Below are 17,495 nucleotides of genomic sequence, written 5' to 3'. Positions count from 1 at the left end.
AACATAGAGTGGTATAACTTAAAATGAAGATTCAATTTATAAACAAGCATCAAAAAGTTGTTAATGTTTTGAAAGTCATGATTTATAAGTTCTTTGCATAAATAAGGATAAAATTAATTTTATCCTTATTTAACTTCAATTAATCATTTCCATTTTTTTCTTTTTTTGTATCTACGTGGGACTAATAAAAAATACATACAATATAAAAATAAAAAAGAGCTAAACGTCGTTTACGATTTAAAGTCTTATCATTAGCATAGTCCATTGCAATATATCCCGAAAAATAGTACCGAATCCCCCCCCCAACAATGGAAAAAAAGTAATAGCTAACCCATATTTCAACAGCCATCCAAATCTACCTTTTAATTTTTCATGTAATTGATAAAAAGATAATAGCTCACTACCTACGTCCAAAGTTAATGATTTCTTACTTGTAGAAAAAATGAGTTGTTTATACTTCATGGTTAAAATAATCTTTTAAAATTCATAAAACTTTAGTTTTTTTAGGTATATTTACAGCATTTTCTAAAATTACTGTAAACAACACTAGTAATCCCTACAGCTTAACCATTAAATATAGTTCTCTGATTTTAAAAAATTTAATAAAAATTGATAGCTATTGGGTTAATCTTTCGTTCACACCTATTACAGCGTCATTAAATGCCATAATTAATTAACTTTAAAAATTAAATTTTATGAACGTTTTGTTCCCGCTCAATTGCACGGTAGCCAATATCATGGCGATAAAAACAACCATGCCAATAGATGTCTTTGGCTTGCTGATAAGCACGTTGTTGAGCTTCAAGTACTGTGTTGCCAAGTGCGGTTACACATAATACCCGTCCACCGTTGGTGTAGACTCGCCCTTTTTCTAAACTAGTACCCGCATGGAAAATTTTGCAATCTTCGGTTGATTCTGCCGGTAGTCCAAGAATTACATCTTGGGTATGATATTCACCTGGGTAACCGCCTGCAGCTAGCACTACACCTAGTGCGGATCTTGGATCCCATTTTGATTTGACCGTATCTAATTTGCCTTCTACCGCCGCTAAGCAAAGTTTGACCAAATCTGATTGCATTCGCATCATTATCGGCTGTGTTTCGGGATCGCCAAATCGGCAGTTGAATTCAATAACTTTTGGATTGCCGTTTTTGTCAATCATTAAGCCAGCATATAAAAAGCCGACATAGACGTTGCCTTCTTGCGCCATACCATTGACCGTTGGATAGATGATCTCATCTATTACCTTTGCAAAAACCGCATCAGTTACAACAGGAGCTGGCGAATACGCGCCCATGCCACCCGTGTTTAAACCTGTATCGCCGTCGCCAACACGTTTATGATCTTGGCTAGTTGCCATTGGCTCTACATGTTTACCATCCACCATGACAATAAAGCTAGCTTCTTCACCCTCGAGAAACTCTTCAATCACTACTCGGTGACCTGCATCACCAAAGGCATTTCCAGCTAACATATCACGAACGGCGTCTTCGGCCTCTTTTAGTGTCATGGCAACAATAACGCCTTTACCAGCCGCAAGTCCATCGGCTTTAATCACGATCGGTGCGCCCTTTTCACGGATATAAGCAATTGCTGGTTCAACTTCAGTAAAGTTTTGATATTCAGCTGTTGGAATTTTATGACGTGCTAAAAAATCTTTAGTAAAAGCTTTTGACCCTTCCAGTTGAGCGGCCGATTTTGTTGGACCGAAGATTTTCAATCTTGCTTTTTGGAAGCTATCAACAATGCCAATAACCAGTGGTGCTTCAGGACCAACAATGGTCAAATCCACTTGCTGTTGCTGGGCAAAGTTAAGCAGTCCACTCACATCGGTGGCTTTGATATTAATATTTTCTAAACTTGGTTCCAGCGCAGTACCAGCATTGCCAGGTGCAACAAAAACTTTAGAAACCAATGGAGATTGTGCTGCTTTCCAAGCAAGCGCATGTTCACGCCCACCATTACCAATTACTAATACTTTCATAAAAGATCCTTTTAAGATGCCTTTCATAATATAAAGATATATATAGATAACTAATTTTTAAAAAACTAACAAAGTGATCACACAATTAATGCCTAAAATGACGCATTTTAGTAAAGATCATTGCGATATTGTGCTCATTTGCGGCTTGGATCACTTCATCATCTCGAATCGAACCACCGGGTTGAATCACACAAGTCACACCTACGGCTGCAGCGGCATCGACTCCATCTCTAAATGGGAAAAACGCATCTGATGCAACAACTGATCCAGCAACGTTTAAAGTTTCATCTTTAGCTTTAATTCCCGCTATCTTAGCAGAGTAAACACGACTCATCTGCCCTGCTCCAATACCAATTGTCATATTATCTTTTGCATAGACAATGGCATTTGACTTAACAAATTTTGCCACTTTCCAACAAAATAGCGCATCTGAAAGCTCTTGAGCAGTTGGTTTACGTTTGGTTACTACAGTTAATTCATTTGGCGATATCATACCTAGATCGCGATCTTGCACTAATAAACCGCCATTGACACGTTTAAAATCTAAACTTACTGATGCTGGTGTTGACCACTCACCACATTCAAGTACACGCACATTTTTTTTAGCTTGAGTAATGGTTAAAGCTTCTTGGCTAACTGATGGGGCAATAATTACTTCTACAAATTGTTTATCAACAATGGCTTTTGCGGTATCTGCATCAAGTTGTCGATTAAAGGCTATAATGCCACCAAAAGCTGAAGTTGGATCAGTTTTAAAGGCTTTTTCATAAGCATGTAAAATATTATTATCACTAACCGCTACACCACAAGGATTAGCATGTTTTACAATCACACACGCTGGCTCATCAAATGATTTTACACATTCAAGCGCAGCGTCAGTATCAGCAATATTGTTATAAGAAAGGGCTTTACCTTGCAACTGGTTTGCTGTTGCAATCGAGGCTTCTTTGACATCTTGCTCAACATAAAAAGCCGCTTGCTGATGTGCGTTTTCACCGTAACGCATATTCTGTTTTTTAATGAATTGTAGATTTAAAGTTCGAGGAAATTCGCCCGATGGTTGATTGGTTTCACCCATGTAAGGTGGCACTAATTGCCCAAAATAGTTGGCAATCATACCATCATATTTAGCCGTGTGTTCAAAGGCTTTAATTGCAAGGTTAAAACGGTATTTAAATGAAAGCGAGTTTTGGTTACTATCCATCATATTGATGATATTTTCATAATCACCACAATCAACTACAATGGCAACATCTTTATGATTTTTGGCAGCAGATCGAACCATTGTCGGACCACCAATGTCAATGTTTTCAACCGCATCATCTAACGTACAATCTGGTTTAGCGACAGTTTGCGCAAAGGGGTAAAGATTAACAACCACCATATCAATCGGTGCAATTTGGTGTTGTTGCATAATAGCATCATCAATACCCCGTCGCCCTAAAATTGCCCCATGGATTTTAGGATGTAAGGTTTTAACTCGCCCGTCCATCATTTCAGGGAAACCAGTGTAATTGGATACTTCAATAACAGGTATTTGGTTTTCCATTAATAATTTTGCTGTTCCCCCAGTCGAAAGGAGTTCCACATTACGTTCTGATAAGGCTTTTGCAAATTCTAAAATACCGGTTTTGTCGGACACACTAAGTAAAGCACGACGGATAGGACGAAACTGCTGCATGAAAGGCTCCGAAATTGATATCTACAATCTAAGTATTGAGCCAACATTATATATAAATTAAAGATAGAAGTTTAGTGTTAACTTATCAAAAACGATCAAAGTAGTTGAATGATAATATTTGACTTTATTTCGATTTTGACAAATCAGCTATATTTTTATTCTTGACAAAATACCTAACACTTCCACCTCCAAAATGCTTGTTTGACATGTTATGCACGCTTATTTGTCGGCATATTTTGACGACACGTATAAATGGTTATATTAACCTTTAAACGTTATAAAGATAGGTCTATTTTTCGTTTTACATAACTCAGGTAGTATATTTATTTTATATTTTTCCCAAAAGATAGATTGTCGTAATACTGTTACTTTTGGATACATCGGTAGTAGAAAATTTACAACATTTTGGTTGAATAAAACCCTAGACTAGCTAGGGTATTAATTAAGTTTATTGATTTAAATATTTAACTATTAATTCTTCGCTTTATATTCAGCATAATATTCTTCTGCTAATTTACGCATTGATAATCCAATTGCGGCATATTGATATTCATTTAAGTTTGCTAACGATGCTCGAGCAGAAGGATGTTCTACAGCAAATCCCTTACCTGGTAGTAGTACAACACCTGCTTCATCAGCAATTCTGAATAACATTTCAGATGGATTTTTATTTTTTAGGATCCATTTAGCAAATTTATCGTCATATAATTCTCGGCAAATATGTTCAAGATCCACTAGAGTGTAATAATCTACACTGTTTTCATCGGTTTGATGTTTAAGACCTAAATGTTGATAAAGTGATGCTGCGCGGCGTCGAATTAGCGATTTTAATGCTGTTTTATAGCTTTGATCACTATCCATCATTTCACATAATGCAAATAATACCATTTGTACTTGCTGTGGTGTTGATAGTCCAGCAGTATGGTTTAATGCAACCGCACGACTATCGGCTACTAAGCGGTCTATAAATTTTAGATTTTCAGGGGCAGTAACAATTGAGCTATATCGTTTATTTAAGATCTGTTTGGTTTTGCTTGGTAACGCTTTAATGGCTTTATCTATTACATTATCATGTGCTGTTGCAATAACACCTAAACGCCAACCTGTAGCACCAAAATATTTAGAGAATGAATAAACTAAAATAGTATTTTGAGGGCAAATTGCAAATAAAGATTGGAAATCATCGGCAAATGTTCCATAAACGTCATCAGTCAAAATGATCAATTCAGGGCGTTTTTTAACAATCTCAGCAATGATTTTTAAACTTTTATCATCAATTTTAACTGATGGTGGATTTGAAGGATTAACAACAAAAAAAGCTTTAATTGCTGGATCTTCTAATTTACGCAATTCTGACTCAGGATACTGCCAATTTGAGTTAGGATCAGAATTGATTAATACCTCAACTAATTGGTAATCATTAAGTTCAGGAATTTCGAGATAAGGCGTGAATATAGGTGCGCCAATGGCAATTTTGTCACCTTTTTGGATTAATCCATTTTCTTTCATTGAGTTAAAAATATAAGCCATGGCAGCTGTGCCACCTTCAACAGCAAATAAATCTATATCATTACGATCCAGATATTGAGCACCCATTTGTTGTAAAACATATGCTTTAACCACATCTTCACTAAAATGTAGCATTCTATCTGGTACTGGATAATTACATCCTAAAATACCTTCTACCATTTCTTGTAAAAAGGCGTTTTCGTCAAGCCCTAGTTGATCACGAATATAAGAAAATGCCTTACCTAAAAAGGCAACACCAGGAGTGTTGTAATTTTGGCAAATAAAATGTTCAAAGCGTCCTGTTAGTCCTGCTTTAATTAGCATGCCACCAATACCTTCATTTAAATATGAAAATGACATTTCGGATTCTTGGGTTGCAAATACACCTAATTGGAAAAAAGCTTGGCGAGGCCAAGTAGCAAGAAAGTTGGGATTGCCTCTACCTGCATTTAACATTACGCGATCGGTATGACTTTGTGCCAGTTTAATTAAGTTATCTTTTAATTCAAAAGGACTTAAATTAGCATATTGACTGTATTCTGTTTTGTTTTTCATACATTTGTATCCTTAATTTGATGGATCAATTAAACAAAAGCAACAACTAATGGTCCTAATAAAGTTAGGAAAACATTAGCTAAAGCATAAGTAATGGCAAAAGAGTTGGTTGGTGTTGAGTTACCGGCTTTATTTAGCACTTCACCAAAAGCAGGATTAGCACTACGCGAACCCGCTAAAGCACCAGCAAACACCGCTACATTTTTATAGCCTAGTACATATTTACCAAAATAAATGGCAAGTAACATTGGCAATAAAGTAACAACAACACCAATTAAAAATAGGGATAAACCTTGTTCTTTAATAGTATTAATCGCTTGAAGACCAGAACTTAAACCAACAACCGCCACAAAACCTGCCAAGCCAAAATCTTTTAAAAGTTGCACAGCACCAGTTGGTATGTTACCGATAGTTTGATGAACAGAGCGATACCAGCCAAATAATAATCCTGATAAAAGCGCACCACCACCAGCTCCTAATGTAATAGGAATATCGCTAACACGTATAACGATTAAACCAATAATAAGACCTACAACAAGCCCTAAACCATGAAATATCCAGTCAGTTTTTTCACTTTTAGTGATTGGAGCACCAATTTTATCCACAACACGACGAAGATCACCATCAGCACCATAAATAGTAATAACATCACCAAGTTTTAAATTAATATCGTTATTAAGTGGAAGGGATTGTCCATCACGATGAATAGCCAAAAGGTATATTCCATGTTTTAATTTCATAACTTCGTCAGATTGAAGTACTTGAGTAAGATTTTGATCCACATAACGGCTATTACGCATTTCAACATCTAGTTTGTTCATCACTACATCCATACCTGATACTGAATTTACTTCGCTACCAAGTAGATCTTGTGCTTTAATCATAGCGTCACGATGACCCACAACCAGAATGATATCTTTTGACTTTAATACTGTTTCAGGGGTTGCTTCTATTATTTTATTGCCACGTTTAATACGTTCAATACTGATACCATTTACAGTTTGTTCAATATGGGAAACAGTTTGGTTGATTTTATTGGTAATACGATACAAACGACCACTAATATCAGATAAAGCTAAATTTTGATCATTGCCCAATAAGAGCGAACCATGAAGCTGTTCTGCTTGTGCTTTAATTGCATCATCGCCAATATCTCTACCCATTATTTTTGGTAGAATATTGACACACACTATAATGGCACCTAGTGAACCAAATATATAAGTGACTGCATAACCAATAGTGACATTAGCTTGCATTTTACTTAATTCTTCAGCACTTAATCCAAGCTGACTTAATGCATCAGAGGCTGTGCCCATAATGGCTGATTGGGTCAATCCTCCTGCAGCTAAACCAGCAGCAAGGCCTTTGTCTAAATTGAATATTTTAGCTAAAATTACAACAGTCACAAAGCTTGCGACAGCAATAAATAATGCTAAGAATATTTCGCGTAATGTTTTCACACCTAATGAACGGAAAAACTGAGGACCACTTTCATAACCCACAGCATAAATAAATAGTGCAAAGAGAATCGACTTAACCCCAGCATCAATAGTAACGCCAAAAACACTTAAAGCAACAGCAACAAGTAACGAACCAGCAACACCACCGAGTTGGAATTTACCCATTCGAATGCCACCAATTAAATATCCTAAACTTAACGATAAAAATAATAGAATTTCTGGGGAGTGTTTAAGTCCATCTAAAACCCAATTTGAAAGCCATTGAAACATATTAATTGTCCTCAAGGAGAAACATAAAGAAATGTGATTAAGGGAAAGAGTTTATCCATAAATTTTATGGAGCGTTTATATATTAAACTTATTTAGAGTAACATACATTCATTTTTAACAATTAATGCTATAGCTAAAAATTAATCAGTTGTGATAGACTTTTACGTCAAAAGTAAGCTTAATTTATGATTTTTCAATTTTTTGAATTTTAGGTCTAAGAGGATATAAGTATTTGCTAAATAAAAAAGGGCTATTACAGCCCGTTTTCTTGTCTGAAAAACAATCTTTCTACACTTTTTATCACGTTCTTCGAAATTCTTTCCGATAGCTTTTGCCTACGTTGATAACAGACTGAGATAATTTTATGTGTTTGTAAGTGAGATAAAATAAAGTCATCACTCGTACTGATTTCGTCAACTAAGCCTTTATTTTTAGCTTGTGTTGCAAACCAGTGTTCGCCTGTTGCAACTTGTTCGATATCGACATTTGGGCGATACTCTTTAACAAAGTCTTTAAATAAAAGATGAGTTTCTTCTAATTCTTGTTTGAATTTTTGACGTCCTTCTTCGGTATTTTCACCAAACATCGTCAATGTACGCTTATACGCACCTGCCGTTTGTAATTCAATATCTACATCATGTTTTTTGAGTAAGCGGTTAAAATTAGGGATCTGCGCAACCACACCAATTGAACCCACAATTGCAAATGGTGCTGCCACAATTTTGTTAGCGGTACAAGCCATCATATATCCCCCACTTGCCGCAACTTTATCAACCACTACAGTGAAAGGTATATCACGCTGTCTAAACCGTAATAATTGCGATGCAGCAAGACCATAACCGTGAACCACGCCACCTGGGCTTTCAAGCTTAATGACAACTTTATCTTCAGGCTTAATAACAGCTAATACAGCAGTGATCTCTTGGCGTAATTCTTCAACTTCGTGTGCGTTCATGCTGCCATTGAAAGATAATACAAATAATTTAGGTTTAACTTGTTGGTTTGTATTACTTTCTACTGGTTTCGCTACATTATCTGAATCTGACGAAGTTTGTTCGGCAGATTTTTCTTGATTTTTAGCTTGTTTCTTTTTTTGTTTAGCTGCTAATTTCGCTTGCTTTCTCTCATTTTTTTTCTGTTTTTTAAGATCTTTCATAAACAGCTTAGCTTCTAACTCGTCCATGCTTGACATTAACATGTCGTCTTTAACTTGTTCATATTCTTGGCTAATATCTTTAACCGATAACCGCCCTGCCACCGTTGCTGATTTACGGCGTTGGCTTAATATAAAAACAAGTACAGCTAAAATTGCTATAACAACTGTTGCTGTTTCAGCTAAAAAAAGTGAATACTCAGAAAACCAATTCATTTAATTATTATCCTTTAATGAAATATATGTTGATTGAATAGATTTAGTAATTATAACAAGATAATTGTGAATTGTGCCGAAAAACGATAAAGATAAAATTGTCGCTTTATTCGGCAAATCAAATTATTTATACTGATAACCCAAATTACTGTTAGATGAGAATTAATATGCCATTACATCCAATTACCGAAATAGCTAAACAATGCAACATTCCAGAAGAATTTGTCCTGCCTTACGGCAAGCATGTGGCAAAAGTTGATCTATCCATTCTTAAAACCAAACCAAACAAACCTAACGGTAAATTGGTATTAGTTACTGCTATCACACCGACGCCACTTGGTGAGGGTAAAACAGTTAATACTATCGGGCTAAGTGAGGGCTTAAATTATATTGGTAAGTCAGCAATCGCTTGTATCCGTCAACCAAGTTTAGGTCCTGTATTTGGTGTTAAAGGTGGTGCTGCTGGCGGTGGTAAAGCCGAGGTTTTGCCAATGGAAACATTAAATCTACACTTAACAGGTGACATTCATGCCATTACTGCCGCACATGATTTAGCTTCTGCTGCTTTAGATTCAAGGCTTTATCATGAAGAACGTTTAGGTGATGAATTTACTGCACAAACAGGTTTACCGCGTTTAAACATTGATGTAAATCGCATTGTGTGGAAGCGAGTGATAGATCATAACGATCGTGCGCTTCGTAAAATAACTGTCGGTGTTGGTGGTGGCGTTAATGGTGTTACACGCCAAGATGGATTTGAAATTACCGCAGCGTCAGAACTCATGGCAATTTTAGCCTTAGCTTCAGATTTACATGATATGCGTGCTCGTATTGGTCGTATTATTCTTGCTTATAATACGCAAGGCGAAGCCATTACCGCAGAACAACTTGAAGTTGCTGGCGCCATGACTGTGTTACTTAAAAATGCGATTAATCCAAACCTGATGCAAACCGTTGAAAATACACCAGTACTTATTCATGCTGGGCCTTTTGCTAATATCGCTCATGGTAATTCATCTGTCATTGCCGATCGCATTGCTTTACAACTTGCTGATTATGTCGTGACTGAAGCGGGCTTTGGTTCGGATATGGGTATGGAAAAATTCTTTAATATCAAATATCGCCAAGCTGGCATTAAAGCTTCATGTGTAGTGCTTGTTGCAACAGTTCGTAGTTTAAAATCTAACAGTGGTAAATATAATATTAAACCAGGGCAAGCAATTCCAAAAGAAATTTCTGAGTCAAACGTTGAATTACTTAAAATTGGTGCTGCCAATTTAGCATGGCATATCAACAATGCCAAAAGCTATGGATTACAAGTAATTGTCGCTATTAATCGCTTTCCACATGACAGTGAAGAAGAATTAGCGTTTTTACAAAAATATGCGATTGAACATGGTGCATTTGCCTGTGAAGTTAGTGAAGTCTTCACTCAAGGTGGTAAAGGCGCTGAAAAATTAGCAAAACATGTTATTAAGGCATGTGATATACCGAGTGAAGTCAAATTGCCTTATCCTGATAATATGCCACTCGCAGATAAGATTCAAACTATGGTAAAAAAATATGGTGCTAACACGGCTAATTTATCAGACACTGCACTGGAAAACATCAAAGAGATCGAAGAATTAGAACTGGATCATTTGCCACTTTGTATTGCTAAAACGCCAATGTCAATTAGTGCTGATGCAAACTTAAAAAATGTTCCTACCGATTTTGATGTCTATATCAGTCATTTAGCTATATCTGCCGGTGCTGGTTTTATTCGTGTTTATGCAGGTAATGTGATGACCATGCCAGGGCTAGGTACTAATCCTGCTTATAGACAAATCGATATTGACAAAGATGGTAATATTGTAGGTTTAAGTTAATGCAAGAAGTAATTATGCAAACCCAAGAACAATATAAAGCATTTATTGATGAAGAAAACTGTATTGGCTGTGGCAAATGCATTCGTGTTTGCCCAACTGATGCCATTGTCGGCAGTAAGCAAGTGTTGCACACAATTTTGCCACAGTTATGTACCTCGTGCAGTAATTGTATTAATACCTGTCCAACAGACTGTATTACATTAAGCACTTTAGGCACTGTATTAAGTGAATCAGAAGAGTTAGCGCTAACTGAGAAAAAGCAACAGCGAATAAACCATAATCAATTAGTGCCACCAACAATTTTGTTTCCTCGTGTCACACCGATGGCAAACAAAACTAGCACATCGATCGACCGAAAACAGTCTATCGCCGATGCCATTGCTAGAGTAAAAGCCAAAAAAAACCTCGCTAAATAGCGAGGTTTTCATATTACGATAGAACTAATATTAATTAGTCTTTGTTACCACTTCTAAATGCACGTTTTCGGTCATTTTCCGTCAAATGACGTTTACGAAGACGAATAGATAACGGTGTTACTTCCACTAATTCATCATCGTCGATAAACTCTAACGCTTGTTCCAATGACATTTTAATTGGTGGTGAAAGTGTTGTTGCTTCGTCGGTACCTGATGCTCGCATATTAGTCAATTTTTTACCCGTTAAACAGTTAACAGTTAAATCGTTTGAACGAGTATGTATACCAATGATTTGCCCTTCATATACTTCAGCACCATGACCTAGGAATAACTTACCACGATCTTGTAAACCATATAACGCATAAGCCAATGCTTTACCTGTACCGTTAGAAATCATTACGCCATTATTACGCTGACCAATTTCGCCTGGGCGAATATCATCATAATGACTAAATGTAGAATAAAGTAAACCTGTACCTGAAGTCATAGTCATAAATTCAGTTCTGAAACCGATAAGTCCACGGCTTGGAATTACATAATCTAAACGTACGCGACCTTTACCATCTGGTAACATGTTTGTTAGATCACCTTTACGTAAACCAAGGGCTTCCATTACTGAACCTTGATGCTGTTCTTCAATATCAAGCGTAACTTGTTCAAATGGTTCTTGTTTTTTACCGTCAATTTCTCTAAAAATAACCTTAGGGCGAGAAACACCTAACTCATAACCTTCACGGCGCATATTTTCAATTAGTACTGATAAATGCAATTCACCACGACCCGATACTCTAAAAGCATCTGGATCTGGAGTTTCTTCAACGCGCAACGCAACATTATGTACAAGCTCTTTATTTAAACGCTCAAGAATTTGTCGAGATGTTACATATTTACCTTCTTTACCAGCAAATGGTGAGCTATTAACATTAAAGAACATAGTTACTGTTGGTTCATCAACAGTTAATGCCGGCAGAGCTTCAACGCAACTGTTATCACAAATCGTGTCAGAGATACCGAGTTCACCAAGACCAGTTAATGCAATAATATCACCAGCTTCGGCAACTTCAGCTTCATAACGTTGCAGCCCTAAATGACCTAGCACTTGCCCTACTTTACCTGTACGTTTGTTACCTTCACTATCAACTATAGTCACTTGTTGATTTGGTTTAACACGACCACGTTTAATACGACCAATACCAATAACGCCAACATAATTATTATAATCAAGTTGAGAAATTTGCATTTGGAATGGACCATCTAAATCCACTTTTGGTGGTTCAACATGTTTAACAATCGCTTCAAATAGTGGCGTCATATCTTCAGCCATATTTTCATGATCTAAGCCCGCAATACCCATTAATGCAGAAGCATAAACAATAGGGAAATCTAGCTGTTCATCAGTTGCCCCTAAATTAACGAATAGATCAAATACTTGGTCAACTACCCAATCAGGGCGAGCACCTGGGCGGTCAACTTTATTGATAACCACAATCGGTTTTAAACCATAAGCAAATGCTTTTTGCGTTACAAAACGTGTTTGAGGCATTGGTCCATCCATTGCATCAACGAGCAATAATACAGAATCAACCATAGACATAACACGTTCAACTTCACCACCAAAATCAGCATGTCCTGGGGTATCAACGATATTAATTCGGTAACCATTCCAATCAATAGCGGTATTTTTAGCTAAAATGGTAATACCACGCTCTTTTTCGAGAGCATTAGAGTCCATGATGCGTTCGTTATCGTCACCCCGTAGATTATCTAGCGTACCTGACTGTTTTAATAACTTATCAACCAATGTTGTTTTACCATGGTCAACGTGAGCAATAATGGCAATATTTCTTAAATTTTCAATCACAATTAAAATTCCAATTAGGAGACAGATTCTATAGGCGCAGTATTGTACACCTTTTTAGCCGAAATGTTGATCTATATCACAAAGTTTCTTTAAAAGAAGTTGAACACTTGATATCTTTAGAAAAATATCAAGTTATTTGTAAAAAAGTTTCCGGTAACTATACGTTTAAGTATAAAACTGTTCAGCAAATTCATCTACCTTTGCCCAATCTGTATATTCAATAACCGGTTTTGTTACATCAGTGTCACCTTTCCCTAACCACATAATAAAGCGGATCATATTGCGATCAAACCAATTATATTGAGGATAATAAAGCGCGCCAGCAAAAACAGCAATAAAAGCTGGTTTCCATGCTATTTTAGCTAAAAACTTTTTGGTATATAAATTTGTTTCTGGTGTATTTTTATTGGGTTTCCTCGCAACCATATTTACCCCAAAAAATCCAGACTTCATACTATTTAACTGCTGATAATTCTTATCGATAAATACTTTCATCACTTTGCTATAAAATCCATAACGAATCGAACTTCCCAATAAGGCTGCTTGGTATTGCGTCAAATCGATTTTAGTATCAGGTAACAGTTCAATAACATCACAATCACATCGACCATTAAGTCGTGTTTTTATACGTTGCATAATCTTAAATGTCTGTTTTTCATGTGTGGTATAGAGTAATAAAACTTTTATAGCGGAATTCATAACTTGCTGCCTCTTTTGTTAAACTCTTGGGTAAATATCAATTTTACTTTTTTTATGATAAAAATTAAAAGATTGGGGATGATTTCATTAAAAATTTTGATTATAGTGTTACACTAATTCAATCAAATCGGAACCAATTATGGCAATTTCACCACCAAAGCTAAGTGCAATTATTTTGGCGGCAGGAAAAGGCACACGGATGCATTCCAACCTACCTAAAGTTTTACATAAAATTGGCGCCAAGCCGATGTTACAACATGTGATTGATACAGTTCAACAACTTAATACAAATCGCATCAATATTGTTTATGGACATGGCAAACAACAGCTTAAAGATGCGCTTAAAGAGCAACATGTGCAACTGGTATATCAAGCTGAACAACTAGGTACTGGTCATGCTGTGCAACAAGCTATCCCTTACATTCAAGATGACGAAGATATCTTAATTTTATATGGCGACACGCCCCTTATATCGGTTCAAACACTACAAACTTTAATTGCCAGTAAACCCCAGCAAGGCATCGCTTTATTAACTGTTATTCTTGAAGATCCAACAGGTTATGGTCGAATAGAACGCAAAAATGGCAAAGTTGTTGCTATTATTGAACAAAAAGATGCTACACCAGAACAACAAAAAATCAATGAAATTAACACTGGCATAATGCTAGTTAACGGAAAATTATTGAAAAGTTGGTTACTACGTTTAACCAATAATAATGCGCAAAAAGAGTTCTACTTAACCGATATTATTGCTTTTGCTTACCAAGATGGTTATAAAATCTTAACCTCGCACCCAGTTCAACAATTTGAAGTTGAAGGTGTTAATAATCGCCTACAATTGGCAATGTTAGAAAGACAATATCAACATCTGCAAGCTCAAAATTTATTACTAGCTGGTGTAACACTGCTTGATCCAAATCGCTTTGACTTACGAGGCACACTATCGCATGGTAAAGATGTTACGATTGATTGTAATGTAATTATTGAAGGAAATGTCAAACTAGGCAATAACGTATTTATTGGTGCAGGCTGTGTCTTAAGAAATTGCTCAATTGATGACAATTCAACAATCAGTCCGTATAGCATTATTGAAGATTCAACTATCGCTAAACAGTGCACTATCGGACCTTTCGCCCGTCTACGACCTGGTTCACAGCTTGATGAACAAGCCCATGTTGGCAACTTTGTTGAATTAAAAAAAGCACATCTAGGCCAAGCAAGCAAAGCCGGACACTTAAGCTATCTTGGCGATAGCGAAATTGGTAGTAACGTCAACATAGGTGCAGGCACCATCACCTGTAATTATGACGGTGCAAATAAATTTAAAACTATTATTGAAGATGATGTGTTTGTCGGTTCTGATACGCAATTAATTGCACCTGTAAAAGTGGGTAAAGGGGCAACTATTGCAGCAGGGACAACGGTTACCAATAATGTGAATGAGAACGAATTGGTCGTAAGCCGAGTAAAACAAAAACAACTTGCTGGTTGGAAACGACCAACAAAGCTAACTAACGAGGAATAAGATATGTGTGGAATTGTAGGTGCTATCGCCAAACGTGATGTTGCTGAAATATTATTAGAAGGTTTAAAACGATTAGAATATCGTGGTTATGACTCAGCAGGACTGGCAATTATTTCACCACAAGGTGAATTACAACGCGTTCGTCGTGTTGGCAAAGTACAAGCACTTAAAGATGCCATTGAACAGCATCCACTAGAAGGATCTACAGGAATTGCTCATACTCGCTGGGCAACTCATGGTGAACCAGCTGAACACAATGCTCATCCACATGTATCTGGTTTTATTGCCGTTGTGCATAATGGAATTATCGAAAATTTTGAACCACTACGTGAAAAGCTGATCGCCAAAGGTTATCAATTTCGTTCAGAAACGGATACTGAAGTTATTGCCCACTTAATTCATAACATTATATCAACAGAAGATTGTTCCTTATTTGACGCTGTACAAAAAGCTATTCCACAACTACGAGGGGCTTACGGTACAGTCATTATAGACACTCGCAATCCAGATATACTGGTTGCGGCACGTTCAGGCAGTCCTTTAGTTATAGGTTGTGGCGTAGGAGAGAACTTTATCGCATCCGATCAATTAGCACTATTACCCGTCACTCGCCAATTCATCTATTTGGAAGAAGGTGATATCGCACTTATCACTCACCGAAAAGTAACAATCTTAGACAAAAATCATCAAAAAGTAGCAAGACCATGTTTAGAATCTGATGCAAAGTATGATGCGGGTAGTAAAGCAGGCTACAGCCATTACATGCAAAAAGAGATCTACGAACAACCTAATGCAATAAAAAATACGCTTGAAGGTCGCATGGTACATGGTAAAGTTGATTTGTCCGAACTTGGTGATGAAGCCAAAGCCATCCTTAAACAGGTTGAGCATGTTCAAATTGTTGCCTGTGGTACTGCTTATAATGCAGGTATGGTTGCACGTTATTGGTTTGAAGCTTTAGCAGGAATTCCTTGTGATGTCGAGATTGCATCAGAATTCCGTTATCGAAATCCAGCTCGTCGCAAAAATAGCTTATTTATCACCCTTTCACAATCTGGTGAAACGGCTGACACACTCGCTGCATTGCGATTAGCCAAAGAAAATAATTACCTAAGCACCCTTGCTATCTGTAATGTGGCTGCCTCAACACTCGTGCGCGAAGCAGATTTAGTTCTATTAACCAAGGCGGGGGTTGAAATCGGTGTTGCGTCAACTAAAGCCTTTACCACACAATTAACGGTTTTATTGCTACTAGTTGCTAAATTAGGACGCATAAATAATATGGCTGAAAGTACTGAGCAGGCTATTGTGCATGCACTACAAGTCCTACCAAACCGCATTGAACAAGTGCTCACAGCAGAACCTCAAATAAAAAAACTAGCTAGTCATTTTGTGGATAAACATCATGCGCTATTCTTAGGTCGAGGTGATGAGTATCCAATCGCTATGGAAGCTTCGCTAAAGCTCAAAGAAATATCTTATATTCACGCTGAAGCCTATGCTGCTGGTGAACTCAAACATGGTCCACTTGCATTAATTGATGCAGATATGCCAGTGATTGTTATGGCGCCAACCAATGAAATGCTAGAAAAATTAAAATCTAATATAGAAGAAGTTCGAGCGCGTGGTGGTCAACTCTATGTTTTTGCTCAAGAAGATGCAGGCTTTGTTAGTGATGATACCATGCATATTATCAATCTTCCCCATATTGAAGAGCTAACCGCACCGATTTACTACACCGTACCAACCCAGTTACTTGCGTATCATGTTGCTTTGATCAAAGGAACCGATGTCGATCAGCCTCGTAATTTGGCAAAATCGGTTACCGTGGAGTAAGTTTGGTTGGATTAAATGTGATAATTATTTGTTTTAATATTTTAATCAAGCATAATAACCTGATGAACTGACACCAAGTAATGAGCATATCCTAGTAACGGGATAGCAGGTTAAATGATTTTTCATATAAGCGTACTTCACCGACTTGGATTGTTGATGAAGTACACATGCGCCTTTTTTAGTATATCATTGGCCATTTTCAGTTCTTTAATCTCTTTTTCTAATGCCATAATCCGCTGTTGCTCAGTTGTTAACTCTCGACGGCTGGTTTTATTTGGGGAAAGTTGCCTAATCTATTTACCTAGGGTTGATTTACCCACACCTAGATGGTTGGCAAGTTCGCTGATAGAAAGGTGTGCATTAGATAACGCATAATCCACTGATTGTTGTTTGAATTCGATACTAAATTTTTTGACCATGATATTTGTCTTCTATGATTTTTGTTTATATCATAGAGGTGA

At 36.8% G+C, this 17,495-nt stretch carries 13 protein-coding genes; 4 read left to right on the top strand and 9 right to left on the bottom strand.

Going from position 1 to position 17,495, the window contains the following annotated elements; translation table 11 throughout:
* Window positions 1–181: 181 nt before the first annotated feature.
* From A9G43_RS10990 to sohB, 6 genes are all read right to left on the bottom strand, one after another.
* Complete coding sequence (locus A9G43_RS10990) at window positions 182–349, bottom strand: hypothetical protein (RefSeq protein WP_176701692.1); 168 nt, start codon at window positions 347–349, stop codon at window positions 182–184.
* Window positions 350–686: 337 nt separating this feature from the next.
* Entirely contained in the window at window positions 687–1,985 is a 1,299-nt protein-coding gene (gene purD / locus A9G43_RS03485; RefSeq protein ID WP_065606663.1) for a phosphoribosylamine--glycine ligase, read from the bottom strand.
* A gap of 85 nt (window positions 1,986–2,070) precedes the next feature.
* The gene (gene purH / locus A9G43_RS03480) at window positions 2,071–3,666 is read right to left on the bottom strand and encodes a bifunctional phosphoribosylaminoimidazolecarboxamide formyltransferase/IMP cyclohydrolase (protein WP_065606661.1); all 1,596 of its coding nucleotides are present in this window, start codon (window positions 3,664–3,666) and stop codon (window positions 2,071–2,073) included.
* Between the two features lie 471 nt (window positions 3,667–4,137).
* Window positions 4,138–5,730 carry a bifunctional aspartate transaminase/aspartate 4-decarboxylase gene (locus A9G43_RS03475; RefSeq protein ID WP_065606659.1) on the bottom strand — a complete coding sequence of 531 codons (1,593 nt, stop codon included), beginning with the start codon at window positions 5,728–5,730 and terminating at the stop codon, window positions 4,138–4,140.
* A gap of 29 nt (window positions 5,731–5,759) precedes the next feature.
* On the bottom strand, window positions 5,760–7,460 hold the full coding sequence (aspT, locus tag A9G43_RS03470; RefSeq protein ID WP_065606657.1) for an aspartate-alanine antiporter: 1,701 nt from the start codon (window positions 7,458–7,460) through the stop codon (window positions 5,760–5,762).
* 253 nt (window positions 7,461–7,713) lie between these two features.
* Complete coding sequence (gene sohB, locus A9G43_RS03465) at window positions 7,714–8,829, bottom strand: protease SohB (protein WP_065606655.1); 1,116 nt, start codon at window positions 8,827–8,829, stop codon at window positions 7,714–7,716.
* 167 nt (window positions 8,830–8,996) lie between these two features.
* Between sohB and A9G43_RS03460 the strand changes: the two genes are divergently transcribed.
* Entirely contained in the window at window positions 8,997–10,697 is a 1,701-nt protein-coding gene (locus A9G43_RS03460; RefSeq protein ID WP_218058603.1) for a formate--tetrahydrofolate ligase, read from the top strand.
* Entirely contained in the window at window positions 10,697–11,113 is a 417-nt protein-coding gene (locus A9G43_RS03455; protein ID WP_065590068.1) for an RnfABCDGE type electron transport complex subunit B, read from the top strand. The genes A9G43_RS03460 and A9G43_RS03455 overlap by 1 nt, the downstream gene beginning before the upstream one ends.
* Window positions 11,114–11,147: 34 nt before the next feature.
* Here the strand turns inward: A9G43_RS03455 and typA are convergent, their stop codons facing one another.
* Both typA and hemG read right to left on the bottom strand, forming a co-directional pair.
* Window positions 11,148–12,974, bottom strand: a complete 1,827-nt coding sequence (typA, locus tag A9G43_RS03450) for a ribosome-dependent GTPase TypA (RefSeq protein WP_065561705.1) — start codon at window positions 12,972–12,974, stop codon at window positions 11,148–11,150.
* 165 nt (window positions 12,975–13,139) lie between these two features.
* Window positions 13,140–13,673 carry a menaquinone-dependent protoporphyrinogen IX dehydrogenase gene (gene hemG / locus A9G43_RS03445; RefSeq protein ID WP_081298007.1) on the bottom strand — a complete coding sequence of 178 codons (534 nt, stop codon included), beginning with the start codon at window positions 13,671–13,673 and terminating at the stop codon, window positions 13,140–13,142.
* Window positions 13,674–13,812: 139 nt separating this feature from the next.
* Here hemG and glmU point away from each other — a divergent pair, with 139 nt between their 5' ends.
* Both glmU and glmS read left to right on the top strand, forming a co-directional pair.
* Window positions 13,813–15,198, top strand: coding sequence for a bifunctional UDP-N-acetylglucosamine diphosphorylase/glucosamine-1-phosphate N-acetyltransferase GlmU (gene glmU / locus A9G43_RS10880; RefSeq protein ID WP_141671456.1), 1,386 nt, complete (start codon window positions 13,813–13,815; stop codon window positions 15,196–15,198).
* 3 nt (window positions 15,199–15,201) lie between these two features.
* Window positions 15,202–17,034, top strand: coding sequence for a glutamine--fructose-6-phosphate transaminase (isomerizing) (gene glmS / locus A9G43_RS10875; RefSeq protein ID WP_065606651.1), 1,833 nt, complete (start codon window positions 15,202–15,204; stop codon window positions 17,032–17,034).
* 293 nt (window positions 17,035–17,327) lie between these two features.
* Here glmS and A9G43_RS10870 read toward each other — a convergent pair whose 3' ends face one another.
* Window positions 17,328–17,453 carry an IS3 family transposase gene (locus A9G43_RS10870; protein ID WP_065606649.1) on the bottom strand — a complete coding sequence of 42 codons (126 nt, stop codon included), beginning with the start codon at window positions 17,451–17,453 and terminating at the stop codon, window positions 17,328–17,330.
* Window positions 17,454–17,495 lie beyond the last annotated feature (42 nt).

Origin of the sequence: Gilliamella sp. Occ3-1, assembly GCF_001690655.1 — a bacterium.
Taxonomy (GTDB): Bacteria; Pseudomonadota; Gammaproteobacteria; order Enterobacterales; family Orbaceae; genus Gilliamella; species Gilliamella apicola_P.
The sequence above is the reverse complement of the archived record's forward strand: the minus strand, read 5'-3'. Positions and strand labels throughout refer to the sequence as shown.

Coding starts and splice junctions, on each gene's coding strand:
- A9G43_RS10990 (WP_176701692.1), bottom strand. CDS start 349: ATGGCTGTTGAAATATGGGTTAGCTATTACTTTTTTTCCATTGTTGGG.
- purD (WP_065606663.1), bottom strand. CDS start 1,985: ATGAAAGTATTAGTAATTGGTAATGGTGGGCGTGAACATGCGCTTGCT.
- purH (WP_065606661.1), bottom strand. CDS start 3,666: ATGCAGCAGTTTCGTCCTATCCGTCGTGCTTTACTTAGTGTGTCCGAC.
- A9G43_RS03475 (WP_065606659.1), bottom strand. CDS start 5,730: ATGAAAAACAAAACAGAATACAGTCAATATGCTAATTTAAGTCCTTTT.
- aspT (WP_065606657.1), bottom strand. CDS start 7,460: ATGTTTCAATGGCTTTCAAATTGGGTTTTAGATGGACTTAAACACTCC.
- sohB (WP_065606655.1), bottom strand. CDS start 8,829: ATGAATTGGTTTTCTGAGTATTCACTTTTTTTAGCTGAAACAGCAACA.
- A9G43_RS03460 (WP_218058603.1), top strand. CDS start 8,997: ATGCCATTACATCCAATTACCGAAATAGCTAAACAATGCAACATTCCA.
- A9G43_RS03455 (WP_065590068.1), top strand. CDS start 10,697: ATGCAAGAAGTAATTATGCAAACCCAAGAACAATATAAAGCATTTATT.
- hemG (WP_081298007.1), bottom strand. CDS start 13,673: ATGAATTCCGCTATAAAAGTTTTATTACTCTATACCACACATGAAAAA.
- glmU (WP_141671456.1), top strand. CDS start 13,813: ATGGCAATTTCACCACCAAAGCTAAGTGCAATTATTTTGGCGGCAGGA.
- glmS (WP_065606651.1), top strand. CDS start 15,202: ATGTGTGGAATTGTAGGTGCTATCGCCAAACGTGATGTTGCTGAAATA.
- A9G43_RS10870 (WP_065606649.1), bottom strand. CDS start 17,453: ATGGTCAAAAAATTTAGTATCGAATTCAAACAACAATCAGTGGATTAT.